The organism is Lachnospiraceae bacterium oral taxon 500, assembly GCA_002999035.1.
GTDB lineage: Bacteria > Bacillota > Clostridia > Lachnospirales > Vallitaleaceae > W11650.
This window is the reverse complement of the sequence record CP027241.1, coordinates 831,053-847,499: the sequence shown is the minus strand read 5'-3', so window position 1 is coordinate 847,499 and position 16,447 is coordinate 831,053. Positions and strand designations below refer to the sequence as shown.

The following is a 16,447-nucleotide window of genomic DNA, read 5'->3' as shown; positions in this document are numbered from 1 at the left end:
CTAAAATTAAGCTGAAATATGGTAGAATAAATATAGGAGATGTTAAGACGATGAAAGATAATAGATTATTTAGGATACTATATTACATTTTAGAAAGGGGAAAAGTTACAGCAAGTGAACTGGCCGATAAATTTGAGGTATCGGTCAGAACAATTTATCGAGATATTGACTCTATCAGCAGTGCCGGTATTCCCATTTATGCCACACAAGGAAAGGGCGGCGGAATAGAAATTGCCGAAGATTTTGTGCTGAGTAAATCACTGCTGTCTAAAAATGAGAAACAAAGGATTATGTCGGCTCTTCAAGGATTAGATCATACGGCAATACAACATGAGAATGAGCTTCTAACAAAACTTTCCGCACTCTTTAAAATGAAAAATACCAGTTGGATAGAAGTTGACTTTAATAATTGGCAAAATAACAAGAGGTATGAAAAAGTATTTAATGATATTAAGTCAGCGATTTTAAATAAAAATATTATCTCGTTTTCATACTTTAGCAGCAATGAAGAAGAAACGAATAGAAGCGTTAAACCTGTCAGACTGCTCTTTAAGAGTCAGGACTGGTATCTATATGCCTTGTGTTTGCTTAGACATGATTTCAGATATTTCAAATTATCTCGGATAAAGAATTTGGAAATCTCTGCTGAAAAGTTTGAAGACAGCTTTGAGAATATGATACTGAAAAAAGAAATGTCACATGAGAATACAGTGCATATAAAAGTTAAGTTTGATCGTAAAGTTGCTTTCAGAGTATATGATGAATTAAACGGAGAAATTACAGAAGATAATGACGGAAATTTATATACTGAAATAGAAATACCGAATGACTATAACTTATATAATTATATTTTTTCATTTGGAGATGGTGTAGAAGTATTGGAACCTGAAGAAGTTAGAATGCAAATTAAAAAAACGATAAATAAAATGTCAGAAAAATATATAACTTGACAAATGGTGTCAAGTATTATGAGGTATCATTATCTTAAATAAAGATAAGGAGTAAAATATTATGCCAAGACCAACGACAAAAAGCGATTTAATGACTGCTGCCAAGGAAAACTATGAAAAGTTAGATTTACTTATTTCAAAGATGACTGAGGAAGAGTTAAATACACCCTTTGATTTTTCAAAAGATGAAAAGAAAAAAGAAGCCCATTGGAAAAGAGATAAGAATCTAAGAGATGTTTTAATCCATCTCTATGAATGGCATCAGCTTATTTTGAATTGGGTACATTCCAATCAAAACGGAGAAGAAAAACCATTTTTGCCTGAACCATATAATTGGAAAACGTATGGGGATATGAATGTGGAATTCTGGAAGAAACATCAAAAAACTTCTCTTGCAGATGCTGCGGATATGTTGAATAAATCTCATAAAGATGTTTTAGAGCTGGCTGAAAAATTTACAAGTGAAGAATTGTTCTCTAAAGGTGTCTATAAATGGACAGGGGGCAGTACACTTGGTTCCTATTTTGTAAGTGCTACCGCAAGCCATTATGATTGGGCGATGAAAAAATTAAAGGCTCATCAGAAAAATTGTAAATCAAAATAGTCGGAATAGGATAGTAAAGGGCATTTTACAAAAGTAAAAGGAATATTGTCTGCAAAGAATGGAATGAATCATACTTCCTCAAACCAAGCCGCTCATTAGGCCTGATTTGAGGAAGTATTTATCGTTTCTATAATTTCCAGTTAGCGGCTCGTTCTCTTGCCTTGATGAATGCGGAATAAATTCCTTCCTCGTGGATCAAATCGTTATGTTTTCCCTCTTGCACCAATTTACCGTCATCAATCACTAAGATTTGATCGGCTTGTCTTACGGTAGAAAGTCTGTGCGCTATGGAAATCACCGTATGCCCTTTGGATAATTCTTCGATCGCTGCCAAAATCTCATATTCATTTTCAGGGTCAACCGAACTGGTTGCTTCATCTAAAAGAATAATCGGTGCATTTTTAAGCAGCGCTCTGGCAATGGAAACCCTTTGCTTTTCTCCGCCGGAGAGGGAGCTTCCGCCTTCGCCCACCATAGTGTTATAGCCATCGGGAAGTTCCATAATAAAGTTATGGCAGCGTGCTTTTTTAGCAGCTTCTACCACTTCTTCGTGGCTAGCCTGAGGATTGGCAAAGCGGATATTGTTTTCGACAGTATCCTGAAAAAGATACACATCTTGGAAAACAAGAGAAAGATTTTTAAGCAGATTTTCGACTGTATAGTCCCGGATATCGTTATTTCCCAATCGGATTGCGCCGCTGTCAATATCATAAAAACGGGAGATTAAATTGATAATTGTAGTTTTTCCGGAACCGGACGGCCCTACGATAGCTGTCTTTGAGCCCTGAGGAATCGTAAATGAAATATCTTTTAAGACCGGATTTCTTTGGTCATAGCTAAAACTTACCTGATCAAATACAATGTCCTGATTTGCCGCAACGCTTAAAGTACCATCGCTGATTTCCGGAATATCTAAAACCTCATCTAAATACTGCATATTGGCGGGGTTTTTAACCATCAGTATGGACGCATTTTCCAGTTGTTTCAAACCGCCAAAAATCATAAAGCCCGCTGCCGAAACGGTGAGTGCTTGCGGCAATAAGACTTCTCCCTTAGTATAAAGATAACAAGAAAATAGGGTGACAAGCAAACTGGAAAGATTGATAATGGTCGAAAAAATTCTTGAACAAATAACAAAAACAATTTCGAAATGGACTTGAGAAAGTCGAAGCTCCTCGGAAGCATTTTTCAAATTAGAATGGATTTCTTCGACCACCCCTGCATCAGCCGACGGAAAACTGCGAAGCACAGGAATACCGCAAATACTGTCAATAAGGGCATCGCTCACCTTAGTAATGGCAGCGTGTTCACGGATGACCTCTTTCTTGGCCAGATTTACCATAAGGAATACGCAAAGCCAAATAAGAATTAAGCAAATCAGGGTTAGAAGTCCGATTTTAGCATTTACGCCAAACATACCAATTAAGAGGAAAAAGGATATGGAAACACCGGAAATAGTAAAATCAATACTCATGGAAGAATAGTTTTCAAGGCTTTTCATCACATTGGTAAATGCAGCCATAATTCTTGAAAGGCTCTGTTCGGCAAAATAGCCCATAGGCGCTTTTTTTAGCTTTTCGCCGACGGTCAGTCGGTAATCCTTAAAAATACCAAAGAAAACGCCGTCGCTGAGACCGCTTTTGGCCCAACCCGTCAGAAAATTAAAAAGGAAGGAAGCAAACAGCACTCCGAAAATTGTCCAAATATGACGATTAGTCGTTTCGCCCATCCAACCAAATGCCAGAAAGAGTGCAAAAAAACCAAATAAAACCGAAGCATTTTGCAGAAAAATAAAGAACATTCCCGCTTTAAGACGGTTTTTATACTGTCCGGCTAATTTAAAAGATAATTTAATAAATTCCATATCTTATTCCTCCCCTAAATATTGTTTCCAAAGATTGGCATAGAGCGGTTCTTTCATCAGCTCATCATGGTTGCCTTTGGCTATAATTCGGCCCTTATCAATTAGGATAATCTGATGCGCCTGCTTAATGGTATTCAGCCGATGAGCAACAATCACCAGATTTTTCCCTTTGACAAGATGAGAGATCGCTTCTTGAATGAGAGCTTCATTTTCCGGGTCGGCATAAGCGGTTGCCTCATCTAAAATAATGGTGGAAGCCGGTTTTAAAATGGCTCTGGCAAGGGTGATACGCTGGCGTTCGCCACCCGACATTGCGCCGCCCGCTTCGCCTGCCTTAGTGTTATATCCCTCAGGAAGCGCCATAATAAACTCATGACAATGAGCAGCTTTGGCGGCTTTTATGATTTCATCGTCCGTTGCGTTTGGCTTGCCAAGACGAATATTATCCCTGATGCTGACATCGAACAGGAAGTTATCTTGAGAAACGAAAGAAATCTCTTCCGCAAGCTGTTTAAATGAAATATCCTTTGTTTCCACACCGCCAAGAGAAATTGAGCCCGATGACTGATCCCAAAAACCGGCTAAAAGTTTTGCGATGGTTGATTTTCCCCCGCCGGAAGGACCGACAAGGGCAGTTACCTGACCGGGTGTGGTCTCAAAAGAGATATTATGCAGTACCTCTTTCCCGTCATGATAGGAAAAACTTACGTTCTCAAATCGGATGCCCTGATTAGCGCAGACAGCCGCTCTATTTTCTGCATCCGGGCGTTTTTGAGCAGGCATATCAAGCAATTCTTTTATAGGCACCCAGTTTTTGGAAGCCATCTGAAAGAGTTCAAAACTCATTATGATTGCAAAAGCCTGCGGCAGTATGGAAATAGGCAGGATAAGGCATAAGAGCAGAGTTTCCATATTTATTTGCCCCTGTCCGTAAAAATAAAAAGCTAAGGGCATACTTACCAGCTGCGGTGTCATCATCGCGGCCGTCATCAAGGCCTTGCCTAACCAGCTTTGTTTCCACCACTTCATGGTAGAAAAATGATAGAACTTCACTGCATCGGCAAATTTTCCGTAAGAAATCTTATCTTGGGCAAAGGCTTTAATAACCGGGATTCCTCGAACATATTCCGCGCTTCTGTCGGCTACATTGGCATAACTTGACAGCCAGACCGCCATCCTGGGGCGATATTTATACATCATCGTCGCCATACCGATAATGGCAATAGGCAGGGGGGCAAAAATTGCTAAGCCGATGCGCCAATCCAAAAAGACTAAAATGATGATGCAAAGTACCGGATGCAGCAGACGGCTCGGCAGCTCCGGCATGAGATGAGCCACCCAATCCTCCATATCTGCCACTCGCTCCAGAATAATCACCTTAATCTTGCCGACAGGATTATCCACCAAGTACCCCATTGGAATTACTTTCAATTTTTCAAATAGGGTCTGTCTGAGTTTTGCCAGGATAGCAAAGGATGTTTTATGCGAAATGATGGTGCTGAAACCGGTAAATATAAAATAAAGCAATAACGAACCCATCGCCCAAAAAGCATATTTCAAAAGTTCATCAAAACCGGTCGGATTGCTCCCGGCTTGTTTTATAAGCCAACCGGCAGCATAAGCACTAAAGAAATAGGTAGCGAAACTAAAAATCTCTCCGGCACAAGCCAGAATAATGGAAAGACGCATCCTCGCCTTGTACTCCGGAGCAACACTCATCAGCTCCCGGCTTAAACCGCTCATACTGATTTGGTCTTGCTTCTCACTTTGCTGCACCTCATTCTTAATCCGTCGCATGATCTCATCGGGAACGTCCAGATTTAAGCTTTCGACCTCCCTGATTAAGTCTTCGGTTTGCTTGAGCTGCTTACTATCCGAAGCAGCAAGCAATTCATCAAAATCACTTTTTTTGTTATTCATAGCAATGACTCCTTTTGTTAGTTTATACTAACTCATCAGCCGCAAGTCCGCCGTGGCCGGTGCTTTTAAATGCTGCTTGCGGAAATGCTTTTCTGTGAGTTAGTGCATACGAACATTATAACACTTCGGGTCGGAAATCTCAAGAAAACAACGTAATTTTTGAGCAGACTTAATTAGCGATAGACGAAACCTCATATCTTGTGTTATCGGTGAGTGCTATTGACAGGATGTTTATGATTTGGCATACTCTGAACTGAATTGTATTCTGCCATAAAATAATTTCAAAGTTTAATAACGGTGATTGGGTTTAACAATTTAAAACATCCAAAACAAGGAGGGGAAAATTTAATTGACAAATTGTCAGTTGAGTGATATCCTATAAAATAGGAGGGGTAAAATGCGAGATGTGAAAGAACCGGAAATACGACGTGCGGAGATTATGGATGCTGCAATGCGGCTCTTTGTGGAGCAAGGTTATACTAATACAACAACTCAGGATATAGTTGATAAAGTAAATATATCAAGAGGCTTGTTATACTATCACTTTAAGAATAAAGAAGATATCTTATATTGTCTTGTGGAACAATATTCAGATAAACTATTGAAAGATATTCAGGCTATTGTTTATGAGGAGGATAAAACTGCCATTGAAAAAATCAGAGCCTTTATAGATGCCACAATGATATCTTCGGAAAATATTTCGGCAGAGGGTACAGAGTTGCAAAAGACCGTTGATCTTGAGGAAAATAGATATATGATAGATAAGTTATCCCATAAGCTGATTGAAAAACTGACAATATATTTTGAGAGGATAATAAATCAAGGAATATCAGAAAAAGTTTTTTTTGTAAAATATCCACTAGAGACAGCGGAATTTCTTATGACAGCGTATGTTTTTGTTTCAAATAACATAAGTATAAGATATTCCGAAAAAGAACCTGTTAATGATTACTTAAACGCATTTAAGATAATGCTTGAACAAAGCTTAAATACAAAAAAACTCTTTAGTAATTAAAAAAGAATAGAATGTTTGTAAGGACAATAATGCGCCGATAGCTGCTGCACAAGCTATCGGTATTATTTCAAAGCACGACTGACAAATTGTCAATGGAGGGAAAAGCATGTTAGAGATAAATAATTTTAGTAAATTTTATGGGGACAAAAAGGTCGTTGATAACCTATTCATTTCAGTGCAGTCTGGAGATATTTATGGTTTTATTGGAGCAAATGGTGCTGGAAAAACTACAACAATAAAAGCAGTAGTCGGTATTCATGATTTTGAAAATGGAAGTATAACGATTGACGGACATTCCATTAAAGAAGAACCTGTTATTTGCAAAAAAATGATGGCATACATTCCAGATAATCCAGACTTATATGAGCATATGACGGGATTTCAGTACGTCAATTTTATTGCAGATTTATTTGAAATTTCTACTGCAATACGAAGAGAAAGAATTCAAAGATATAGCGATTTATTTGAAATGACTGAGCATCTTTCAGGGATGATATCTTCGTATTCACATGGTATGAAGCAACGAACAGCGATTATTTCTGCACTGGTGCATTCTCCAAAGTTACTAATTTTAGATGAACCTTTTGTAGGACTTGATCCGAAAGCGGCTTTTCTACTAAAGAAAATAATGCACGAATGCGTATCAGATGGAGGGGCTATATTCTTTTCAACACATGTTTTGGATGTTGCAGAAAAATTATGTAATAAAATTGCAATTATAAAAAATGGAAAGTTAATCGCAAGCGGAAATACAAAAGAAATCAAGGGTAATAAAACTTTGGAAACTTTTTTCATGGAGGTGCAAGATAATGAGCAAAATTTGGATACTAATTAAAGCTCAATTGATCAATTTTTTTCCAATCAACGAAATGAAAGAGCCGGGAAATAAAAAACAAAGTTCTATTGTTATTGCAAGTTTTGGAATAATAACTCTTGCTATATTTTTCTGTGTCTATAATATTATGACAGCTAAAACACTGGTACAAGTGGGACAGCAGGAATTGATACCAGCTTATATGGTTGCGGTATCAAGCTTTTCAATATTATTTTTGACAACAGTTTATTCTAATGGGATTTTATTCGGCAGCCGTGATATGGAAACTCTTTTATCTTTGCCTTTAAAAAGTTCAGATATTATAAGTAGCAAGTTTATGTTTATGTATTTATTGAACTTTTTAATAGGATTGATATTTATGCTTCCGGGAGGAATTGTTTGGGGGCTAAATGGAGGCTTAAACGCATTACAAATCATACTGTTTTTTGTTTCCATAATATTTGTTCCATTGATGCCTATGTGCATAGCAGCGTGTATGGGAATCATTATTGTTGTTGTTTCGTCTTTTTTTAAAAGGAGAAATGTTATTGCTCTAATTGTTTCATTTGCGATGATAGGTATCATTGGATATATTGCGGTGTCAGCTATGAAATCAGGTAATGAAGACAGCATTGGGATTATGCTGGCTAAGCAGATTACTGGCTTGTACCCTATATCCGGGTTATTCATGCAACACCAAAATTTCCCAATGTACATTGGAGTGGGAATATTTATTGTTCTATCAGTAGTGATTTTTTATATATTTGTAAAAATTGTTTCGTTGAAGTATGGATTGCTTAATTATCTTTCAATAACAAGATCAAGATACTATGATACCAAAAATTCAAATATTAGAAAATCGATATTTTTAGCCTTGTATAAAAAAGAAATGGGACGCTTTTTAAGCTCGTACATGGCGGTCTTGAATGCAGGCCTTGGTGTAATACTTTTATGTGTTTTTAGTATATTTTTGTTTTTTAATTCTGTAGAACAAATAGGAGAGTCTTCAGGAATCGAAAATATAAATGAATATCTCTCAAATTTTGCTCCATTATTTATTGCATCCATGCTCTCACTCAGTTGCCCGGCAGCTTCAGCGATATCTTTAGAAGGAAAAAACATTTGGATTTTGCAAAGCTCTCCTGTTAAGGTAAAAATGATCTTAAATTCCAAGATAGCTGTAAACCTTACGCTTCATTTGATTGGGTATATGATTTCCATATTTGCATTTACTCTAAAACTTGATATGAACTTTATTCAAATTATTAACCTAATAATTGTTCCTATATGCTATTCGATTTTTATAACAGTGATAGGAATTTCCCTAAATAAAAAGTATCCTAACTATGAATGGGAAAGCGAGATGATGGTAGTAAAACAGAGCATGCCGGTTATTGTGTCTGGACTTGTCGGGATAATTGCACTCATTACACCAATTCTTCTTAATTGGTTTTTAAGCCTTCCGATAACACCTGTTTTGCAGATAATATCAGTTGCTTTACTTGTTATTTCAAGCGGAGTTTATATAAAAGTGAGCAAGTTGAATTTTATTTAGTTCAAGGAGGGAAAATGGTATGAAAGATGGATTGTTAAAAGATGTTTTGGTGTTGATGTTAATGATTGTTGTAATATTTATTATTTGCATATTTCTCCCAGAGAAAATTCCTGTTCATTTCAATACAAAAGGAGTCTCTGATATGTTTGCTAATAAATATTATCTTCTGCTTGCTACGGTTATTCCGTATTCTGCTTATTGGAAATTGATACGAGGAAGGAAAAATAAAAAGGTTAAGTGAATATGTATCCATATTTACAAATTGCGTCTGTGATAAGAGCAACTGTTTTAAGAGGCGATTATGTACCAGGACAACAGATACCTTCTATAAGGATTTTAGCAGAGAGGGAGGAATGTAATCCTGCAACCGTTCAAAAAGCATTAAAAACTCTTGAGAAACAGGGATTGATTGTTTGCCGTGGAAGTAAAGGGTATTTTGTTATTGAAAGTGAGCAGAAAATAATCGAGTTAAGAAATCAGGATTTGAACAAACTAACAAAAATATTGTTGGAAAAACTATATGAGTTAGGATTTTCGGATGCTGAGATTGTCAAATTGTTTGAAGAAATCAAGACTTAAAATTATTAAAAAAGGAGATGGTCATACAAATAAAATAGGGTCTGCCGGTATAGCAAAGGATATTTTATGCGAAAGGATGGTATTGAAGCCGGCAAATATAAAATAAAGCAGTAACGGGCCCATTGTCAGTTCCCGATAACTCTGATAAGCTCCGATGCCATCCGTGCCGGCTGAAGAGCCGCCAGCCCGCCGTGGCCGATGTTTTTAAATATTTTAAATGTTGTTTGCGGAAAATGCCTTTTTATGTACTTGATATCCCATTTTCTGCTTTTTATCTCTAATTCCGAATACCAATATTCTATATTTTGGCAATCTATTCGAATTCTTTGGGGCATCCTATAATTGTTACAAGATTCAAAAGTACGCCAGATGGTTTTTGGACTCATGAATTGAAGAACCTTATTAATATACTTCAAATCATCGTTTGAGCATTCATCAGTAGAAAATGCTCTCTGCAAAAGTTTTATCCCGCCAAGCTTTCCCATATAAATCATGAGAAAATCCCGGATGGCGATAAACCTCGTCACAATCCAAGGCAGCTGATAGGGGGTAATACCGCCATCAATGACGGCAGCCTTGACTTTTATCCGGTTATCCGCAAGGAAGCGGGCCACGACCGAACCGCCCATAGAGCAGCCATAAATACAGGAAATAGTTTGATACTGATGGGCAAGCAGCCAGTCAGCAAGTTCCGCGGCAATTTCCTCCACACTGGTAAAGTCTCCGGGCTGCTCTAAATCATAGCCGGGGAGAGCCGGAATGATCAGATGAAACTCTGTCTGCATCATAGGCACAATATAATTGAAATAATCCCACATAACCACTGATGGATGAATGAAGACAATTATTCATTTGTTTTCCTGTCCGAATTCATGAATCGTCATGTCCGCTCCACCGTTTCTTGTCGCTTCCTGCCGGAAATCTGCGGCCGGCAGAGCTTGACTTTCCGGCAATGCTCGGCATATTCATCGCCGGATTCATGGGCCGGTTATTTTTCCTTGAGTGCTTAATAAGTACTGATCTGCGAGTTAGTCTATACTAACATTATAGCACTTCGGGTCGGAAATCTCAAGAAAACATCGTAATTTTGAAGCGGACTTAATTAGCGATAGACGAAAGTTCCTATTTTGTGTTATACTTTCTGTGCGGGAATCTCCTTAGTTAGTTAGTTTTTGTGTGGTAACTTAAATATAACACAGACCAGAGGTTTCCGCATGATTTAGTGATGTAACAGATGTATTGTAATGCTGCAAGAAGCATCCGAACAGAAATGATGAAACGAGTAAAAATACCGTTAGAGTAAAGGAGATATACGATCATGAACAAAAAAGCAGATAATGTAATTATTGGATTTGGAAAAGCAGGCAAAACATTGGCTAATTATTTAGGAAACAAGGGAGAAAAAACGATATTAGTAGAAAAATCTCCGGTCATGTATGGAGGTACCTGTATTAATGTTGGCTGCATTCCCTCTAAATTTCTGGCAACTTGCGCCGATCAGAGAAGTTTAAGCGAGAGCAGCGACGCAGAGTACTATAAAAATGCGGTCATAAATAAGAAGGGACTGATAGCGAAGTTAAATAAGGCAAATTATGACAAGCTTGCAGGCAATAAGAATGTAGAAGTTATTGACGGACTGGCGTCATTTAAAGATGATCATACAATCAAGATACAAACCGATAGAGAAGAGTATGAAGTTTATGCGGAACGAGTATTTATTAATACCGGGGCAAGACCTTTTATTCCTGAGATTGAAGGATTACAAGTCGGAAAGAGGATTCATACAAGTGAAACGCTGATGGATTTAGAAGAATTTCCACAGACTTTGACTATTCTGGGCAGCGGATTTATCGGGCTTGAATTTGCGGCCAGCTATGCCAAATTTGGTGCCAAAGTAACAATTATTGATAAAGGCGATAAATTACTGCCAAGAGAAGATGATGATGTGGCAAAAGAAGTGTTTGCATCCTATCAGGCATTAGGAGTGGATTTCATCTTTAATGCAGAAATTAATCAGGTAGAACAAGATGAAAATGCAGTGAAAATATCCTATTCGGCAAATGGAGAAAAAGGTCAGATCAGCTCGGCTGCATTTTTAGTTGCTGCCGGCAGAAAAGCAAATATTGAAGATTTAAATTTAGCGAATGCCGGTGTAGATATCTCTGACAGAGGTTTTATTCAGGTAAACAAGCATTTACAAACAAATAAAGCTCATATTTTTGCAATGGGAGATGTCAATGGCGGCCCGCAATTTACTTATGTGTCTTTGGATGATTATCGCATTGTGAAAAGCTATCTGGAAGATCAGGGTACTTATTCCAGAGATGACAGACAAACAATAGCTTTCTCCGCCTTTTTGCATCCGACCTTCTCAAAAGCAGGGCTAAGTGAAAAAGACGCAATAGCCAAGGGCTATAATATTAAAACGGCATCATTGCCGGTAACTGCAATTCCGAAAGCAAAAATTCTCGGAAACCAGACAGGTATCTACAAAGCAGTTGTGGATGCGGATAGCAATCAAATCTTAGGTGTAGTTTTGTTTGCAGAAGAATCCCACGAAGTTATTAATATTGTTGTCTCGGCAATGATGATGAAACAGCCGTATACAATGCTGGCAAATCAGATTTTTACTCATCCGACAATGTCAGAAGCATTGAATGATTTATTTGGGCTAATAAAGTAAGAGTTTTCCCCTGCAAATGATTTTGACTGAAATCGACAGTGGAGTTAATGGCAGAGGGATTAAGAGATAATGGCGAAGAAAAGGGAGTGGTTTATATGGGGAAAAGTGAAGATAAAATTGAAATAATGCGAAAGTATTTATCAAAAATGAGTAATGGTTTTGCTTACCATATTACGGGAGATATTCCATCAAAGAAGATGGATCATGCTATTAAAAAGTTTGCTAATGGGTTAGATAAAACTACAGTTATTGGTTTTTACGATACAAGCCTTGGGGGCACAGGAAAGATCGGTTATATCTTTACAGATACTAAAATATATTATCTTCAGACATTGGGAAAACCGGGCAAACTCTGGTACGACGATGTTGAGTTTGTTGAGATTATCAAGTCTGGGGAAAAAGACTGTGATCATAAAATAAAAATCTATTTTTATGATGGTTCTACAATCACATGGACTGACAATTTGATTAATAAGACACCGCTTTGTGAGTTTCTGCATGAAATGATTGAGTATGAAAAGAATGCTTCAAGTCATGTGGATGCAACTGTAAAATATGGCGAGTACATTAGTGCAGGTGCCGTTGCGGGTGGTATTGCTGCAGGTGCATACGGCCAAGTGAATAAGCTATATGATGAAGAAAAGTTCCATGCCCAGCAGGGTCACGGATTTGCAGCAGAGCGTGCTAATACAATGTATGACAAGCTAACTGGTCATGATGCCAAAATAGTTGGTGATGACAATGTAAAAAATGGTGCGGACCGCATCGTTGATGGTGTGATGATTCAGTCAAAGTATTGTCAGTCAGGAAAAGCCTGTATTAATGAATGCTTTGATCAAGCGGGACAGTTTAGGTACATGGTTGATGGCAAGCCTATGCAAATTGAGGTTCCATCGGATAAATTTGATGCGGCTGTTCAAGTGATGGAAGAAAAGATTCGTGAGGGAAAAGTGCCAGGGGTTACAGATTCCAACGAGGCTAAGAATATAGTTAGGAAGGGTCATTTTACATATGAACAAGCCAAAAATATAGCAAAGGCGGGAACGGTTGAATCGTTAACATATGATGCAGTAAATGGTGTGATAATAGCCTCTTCGGCATTTGGCGTTACAGCAGTAATCACATTAGCTGCCAATTTGTGGAATGGTGAAAATTTTGATGTGTCATTAAAATTGGCCACATATTCTGGGTTAAAGGTAGGTGGAACGGCGTTTGTTACAACCATACTTGCAAGTCAGTTGTCGAAAGCCGGATTAAACAGTGCCTTGGTAGGAAGCTCAGAGGCCATTGTTGCCGTCATGGGGCCTAAGGCATCAGCAGTTCTAATAAATGCATTTAGAAGTGGCAGCAACATTTATGGTGCTGCGGCTATGAAAAGTGCAGCCAAGTTGTTACGTGGAAATGCTATAACAGCGGGTGTGACGGTTGTTATACTTTCATCATTTGATATTGTAAATATATTTAGAGGGAGAATATCGGGAAAGCAGTTGTTTAAGAATTTAGCAAATACAGCGACTACGGTTGCGGGAGGCACTGGAGGATGGATTGGTGGTGCGGCAATTGGTTCTGTAATTATGCCGGGCGTGGGAACTGTTGTCGGTGGCTTAGTCGGTTCTATTGTAGCCGGAACTGCAGCCGGAAAGGCTACAGATGTTATTCTTGGCAATTTGATCGAGGATGATGCTGATGAAATGGTAAAAATAATCCAAGATGAATTCGAAGGATTGGCTCAAGATTATTTATTGAACCAGAAGGAGGCTGAAAAGTCAGTAGATAAGCTTGGAGAAAAACTAGACGGGAAACTGCTAAAAGATATGTTTGCGAGCGAGGATAAAAAGAAGTTTGCAAGAGAAATGCTTGTGCCTATTATTGAAAACGAAACGAAAAAGCGTAAACACGTTGGCGTTGTAAGCGATGAGCAGATGGCTATAAGTTTAAAAGAAGTATTGGAAAGCATAGCGGATAATTATGAGGGTACAGATAGTGCTGTTCTTGCATAGGAGACCTTATGAAAAAGGCGGAAATTGTTGCAAAGATTAATGAGTTTATACCGGTAAAAGAAAAACAGATTGTTGAAAAAAGTGTTGATGTAAATGGTCTTTCATTTGTTAACTTAAGAAATCGCTTGATTGGACTTGGCAAAATCCTAGAAGAGAATTTGGATAATAATTATTATGTGGTTAATATTCCGGCCGGGTTTGCAAACAAAAACGCGGCTGTTATATTGATAATATGGAGCGCTGAGAAACTTTCTCTGTTTGCGTATTCGAAGGAGGGACTAATCAATCAACATACTGTAGATGAGGCAATTGAAAAAGTAATAATTGAATTATTCAGAAAAAAACGCTAAACTAACCCCCAAAATGTGCCGATAAAAAGACTGGTGTTTTGAGTTGAAACATCTTATTATCTGGTAGAGGAAGGGGAGTTTTTATGCGGCTATCATTGAAGAAAAAAATCATTTTGTTGTTTTTGCTGGCAATGATACTGACAGTGGCTTTTTTCGCATTCTATTTTTACTATTCAACAAGAGACCTGCTGTCGGAGTCAGAGCACAATTTGGAGGTAATTGTCACCAATTCGATTGAACAGGAGATTGAAGATAACTTAGATTATACGGAAGCAAATGTACGGGCGATTGTTGACAACCAAAAGGTGCAGGAACTCTTTGCCAAACGCGATCGCGAGGGACTTTACGAGTATCTGCTTCCGACCTATGGGAGTATGAAGGCGCAGTTTCCGCAGGCGCATTTTCACCTTCCGGATTCGACATCCTTTCTCCGCCTGAATAAACCCGAAAAGTTTGGGGACAGTTTGAAGGAGTTTCGGTTTACGGTGAACGAGGCAAATCGCTCCCGGAAGACGGTCAAGGGAATTGAAGCCGGAGTCTCGGGCTTCGGTTTTCGGGTGGTCATGCCGGTTTTCTATGAGGGAACGCATATCGGCAGTTTTGAATTTGGACGGGAAATTGAGCATGATTTCCTGGAAACATTGAAAGAGTCTTATCACGGAGATTTTGCCCTGTATAAATTGGATGAAAAGGGGAGTACTTTCATCTCATCGACGGTGTCAGATCAGGAAGTCGAGTTCCCTTATCCGGAACGGCTTGGAGAGCTCCGAAGCGGGGAGTCGTTCTTTGTAACATCGGATGACAAAAACTACAATTATTATTTTCTGCCGCTGAAGTCGTATGACGGCAAGACTTTAGGATTTTTGCAGTTTATGGATGACCGGACGGAGATTGTGGCCCGGGAGAAGAAGATCTTCCGAAATCTTTGGCTGGTGGTAATCCTGATGCTCGTAATCATTCCGGCGTTGACAACGGTTTTCCTGACCAAGGCGTTTCGCCCGCTCCATGCCCTGGTGTCGGATGCGGAAGTAATTGCCCGCGGAGACTTTACCAAGAGTTTTGCGACGGATCGGACGGATGAGATCGGCATGCTCAGCAGGTCATTGGATCATATTTCGGCGGGACTGAAGGACATGCTCCGCGCCATCGGCGAGATGTCGTTGGAAGTCGCCAGCACATCGGAACAGATTTCCGCTTCCAGTCAGGAGTTGACGGCTTCGAATGAAGAAGTGCATCGGAATGTCATTGGTGTCAGTGAGCTGGCATCTGATCAGCTCGCTTCAGTCGATGAGGCGAAGGCGAATGTACAGTTTATGGCAGACCGTATCTCCGAACTAAATGAGAGTGTGAAGCGGATTAATCAGTCCATGAACAGTGTGATTACCTCGACGGATGAAGGCGCCGATGCTTCCGCACGGATTGAGGAGAAGATGCAGGATCTTCAGGAAACTTCCGAGAAGACCAATGTCAATATCGAGAGGCTGAGTGCCGGTTCCGTCGAAATTGAAGAGATCATCAATACAATCCGGCGCATTGCCGAAGAGACGAATATGCTGTCGCTCAATGCCTCCATTGAAGCGGCACGAGCGGGTGAAGCGGGCAGAGGATTTTCGGTCGTTGCCAGCGAAGTCAGTAAACTGGCGGATCAGTCGAAGAGCTCGGCTAATTCGATTGATGCGCTGATTCGAGAGATTCGTGAGAATATTGACAGCGTAGTTTCTTCGACGATGGAAAACAACGCGAAATTAGAAGAGGGTGTGTCGGTCGTGCAGGAGTCGAAGGCGACGTTCGGGGCGATAAGTACGGAAGTTCAAACCGTTGTTTCGCAGATTACGGATATCACCGAGATGGTGGGGCAGATCTACGAAAAGATTGAGACCTTGTTGACCAGATTTCATGATATTGTTGAGAAATCCGATAACACCATGAGTCATATTGATTCTGTTAAAAAGATTTCCGCGGATCAGACTACGGCGATGAACGAGATTGCCCACTCCACCATTGCATTGGCGGGAATGTCGGGCGAACTCAAAGACGCTGTCTCCAAGTTCAAATATTAATGCAAAAGAAGCCGCAGGCGATTCGCCTGCGGTTTTTCCTTTCTTTAAAATTT

13 protein-coding genes and 1 pseudogene are annotated in these 16,447 nt (G+C 39.2%); 11 read left to right on the top strand and 3 right to left on the bottom strand.

Going from position 1 to position 16,447, the window contains the following annotated elements; all coding sequences use genetic code 11:
* The first annotated feature begins 50 nt into the window (after positions 1 to 50).
* Positions 51 to 950: a DNA-binding transcriptional regulator gene (locus C3V36_03935; protein ID AVM68472.1), complete on the top strand. Its 900-nt coding sequence runs from the start codon at positions 51 to 53 to the stop codon at positions 948 to 950.
* A gap of 61 nt (positions 951 to 1,011) precedes the next feature.
* Complete coding sequence (locus tag C3V36_03930; protein AVM68471.1) at positions 1,012 to 1,554, top strand: hypothetical protein; 543 nt, start codon at positions 1,012 to 1,014, stop codon at positions 1,552 to 1,554.
* 127 nt (positions 1,555 to 1,681) lie between these two features.
* Here C3V36_03930 and C3V36_03925 read toward each other — a convergent pair whose 3' ends face one another.
* Together C3V36_03925 and C3V36_03920 are read right to left on the bottom strand one after the other, a co-directional pair.
* The gene (locus C3V36_03925; GenBank protein AVM68470.1) at positions 1,682 to 3,418 is read right to left on the bottom strand and encodes an ABC transporter ATP-binding protein; all 1,737 of its coding nucleotides are present in this window, start codon (positions 3,416 to 3,418) and stop codon (positions 1,682 to 1,684) included.
* Positions 3,419 to 3,421: 3 nt separating this feature from the next.
* Positions 3,422 to 5,338, bottom strand: a complete 1,917-nt coding sequence (locus C3V36_03920; protein ID AVM68469.1) for an ABC transporter ATP-binding protein — start codon at positions 5,336 to 5,338, stop codon at positions 3,422 to 3,424.
* A gap of 397 nt (positions 5,339 to 5,735) precedes the next feature.
* Between C3V36_03920 and C3V36_03915 the strand changes: the two genes are divergently transcribed.
* The 5 genes from C3V36_03915 (at position 5,736) to C3V36_03895 (ending at position 9,301) form a co-directional block, all read left to right on the top strand.
* The gene (locus C3V36_03915; protein ID AVM68468.1) at positions 5,736 to 6,353 is read left to right on the top strand and encodes a TetR/AcrR family transcriptional regulator; all 618 of its coding nucleotides are present in this window, start codon (positions 5,736 to 5,738) and stop codon (positions 6,351 to 6,353) included.
* Between the two features lie 106 nt (positions 6,354 to 6,459).
* Entirely contained in the window at positions 6,460 to 7,188 is a 729-nt protein-coding gene (locus C3V36_03910) for an ABC transporter ATP-binding protein (GenBank protein ID AVM68467.1), read from the top strand.
* Positions 7,163 to 8,722, top strand: coding sequence for a hypothetical protein (locus tag C3V36_03905; GenBank protein ID AVM68466.1), 1,560 nt, complete (start codon positions 7,163 to 7,165; stop codon positions 8,720 to 8,722). The genes C3V36_03910 and C3V36_03905 overlap by 26 nt, the downstream gene beginning before the upstream one ends.
* 19 nt (positions 8,723 to 8,741) lie before the next feature.
* On the top strand, positions 8,742 to 8,963 hold the full coding sequence (locus tag C3V36_03900) for a hypothetical protein (GenBank protein AVM68465.1): 222 nt from the start codon (positions 8,742 to 8,744) through the stop codon (positions 8,961 to 8,963).
* On the top strand, positions 8,960 to 9,301 hold the full coding sequence (locus C3V36_03895; GenBank protein ID AVM68464.1) for a GntR family transcriptional regulator: 342 nt from the start codon (positions 8,960 to 8,962) through the stop codon (positions 9,299 to 9,301). The genes C3V36_03900 and C3V36_03895 overlap by 4 nt, the downstream gene beginning before the upstream one ends.
* Positions 9,302 to 9,426: 125 nt before the next feature.
* On the opposite strand, the pseudogene C3V36_03890 reads toward C3V36_03895, so the two are convergent.
* Positions 9,427 to 10,185: pseudogene (locus tag C3V36_03890) on the bottom strand (alpha/beta hydrolase).
* A 431-nt stretch (positions 10,186 to 10,616) separates the two neighbouring features.
* Between C3V36_03890 and C3V36_03885 the strand changes: the two are divergent.
* From C3V36_03885 to C3V36_03870, 4 genes are all read left to right on the top strand, one after another.
* Positions 10,617 to 11,984 (top strand): pyridine nucleotide-disulfide oxidoreductase, encoded by a 1,368-nt coding sequence (locus tag C3V36_03885; protein ID AVM68463.1) that lies wholly within the window; start codon positions 10,617 to 10,619, stop codon positions 11,982 to 11,984.
* Between the two features lie 875 nt (positions 11,985 to 12,859).
* Positions 12,860 to 13,984 (top strand): hypothetical protein, encoded by a 1,125-nt coding sequence (locus tag C3V36_03880; GenBank protein ID AVM70431.1) that lies wholly within the window; start codon positions 12,860 to 12,862, stop codon positions 13,982 to 13,984.
* Positions 13,985 to 13,992: 8 nt separating this feature from the next.
* Positions 13,993 to 14,334: a hypothetical protein gene (locus tag C3V36_03875; protein AVM68462.1), complete on the top strand. Its 342-nt coding sequence runs from the start codon at positions 13,993 to 13,995 to the stop codon at positions 14,332 to 14,334.
* Positions 14,335 to 14,417: 83 nt separating this feature from the next.
* Positions 14,418 to 16,394: a methyl-accepting chemotaxis protein gene (locus tag C3V36_03870; protein AVM68461.1), complete on the top strand. Its 1,977-nt coding sequence runs from the start codon at positions 14,418 to 14,420 to the stop codon at positions 16,392 to 16,394.
* Positions 16,395 to 16,447: the final 53 nt, after the last annotated feature.

Coding starts and splice junctions, on each gene's coding strand:
- C3V36_03935 (AVM68472.1), top strand. CDS start 51: ATGAAAGATAATAGATTATTTAGGATACTATATTACATTTTAGAAAGG.
- C3V36_03930 (AVM68471.1), top strand. CDS start 1,012: ATGCCAAGACCAACGACAAAAAGCGATTTAATGACTGCTGCCAAGGAA.
- C3V36_03925 (AVM68470.1), bottom strand. CDS start 3,418: ATGGAATTTATTAAATTATCTTTTAAATTAGCCGGACAGTATAAAAAC.
- C3V36_03920 (AVM68469.1), bottom strand. CDS start 5,338: ATGAATAACAAAAAAAGTGATTTTGATGAATTGCTTGCTGCTTCGGAT.
- C3V36_03915 (AVM68468.1), top strand. CDS start 5,736: ATGCGAGATGTGAAAGAACCGGAAATACGACGTGCGGAGATTATGGAT.
- C3V36_03910 (AVM68467.1), top strand. CDS start 6,460: ATGTTAGAGATAAATAATTTTAGTAAATTTTATGGGGACAAAAAGGTC.
- C3V36_03905 (AVM68466.1), top strand. CDS start 7,163: ATGAGCAAAATTTGGATACTAATTAAAGCTCAATTGATCAATTTTTTT.
- C3V36_03900 (AVM68465.1), top strand. CDS start 8,742: ATGAAAGATGGATTGTTAAAAGATGTTTTGGTGTTGATGTTAATGATT.
- C3V36_03880 (AVM70431.1), top strand. CDS start 12,860: ATGCAAATTGAGGTTCCATCGGATAAATTTGATGCGGCTGTTCAAGTG.
- C3V36_03875 (AVM68462.1), top strand. CDS start 13,993: ATGAAAAAGGCGGAAATTGTTGCAAAGATTAATGAGTTTATACCGGTA.
- C3V36_03870 (AVM68461.1), top strand. CDS start 14,418: ATGCGGCTATCATTGAAGAAAAAAATCATTTTGTTGTTTTTGCTGGCA.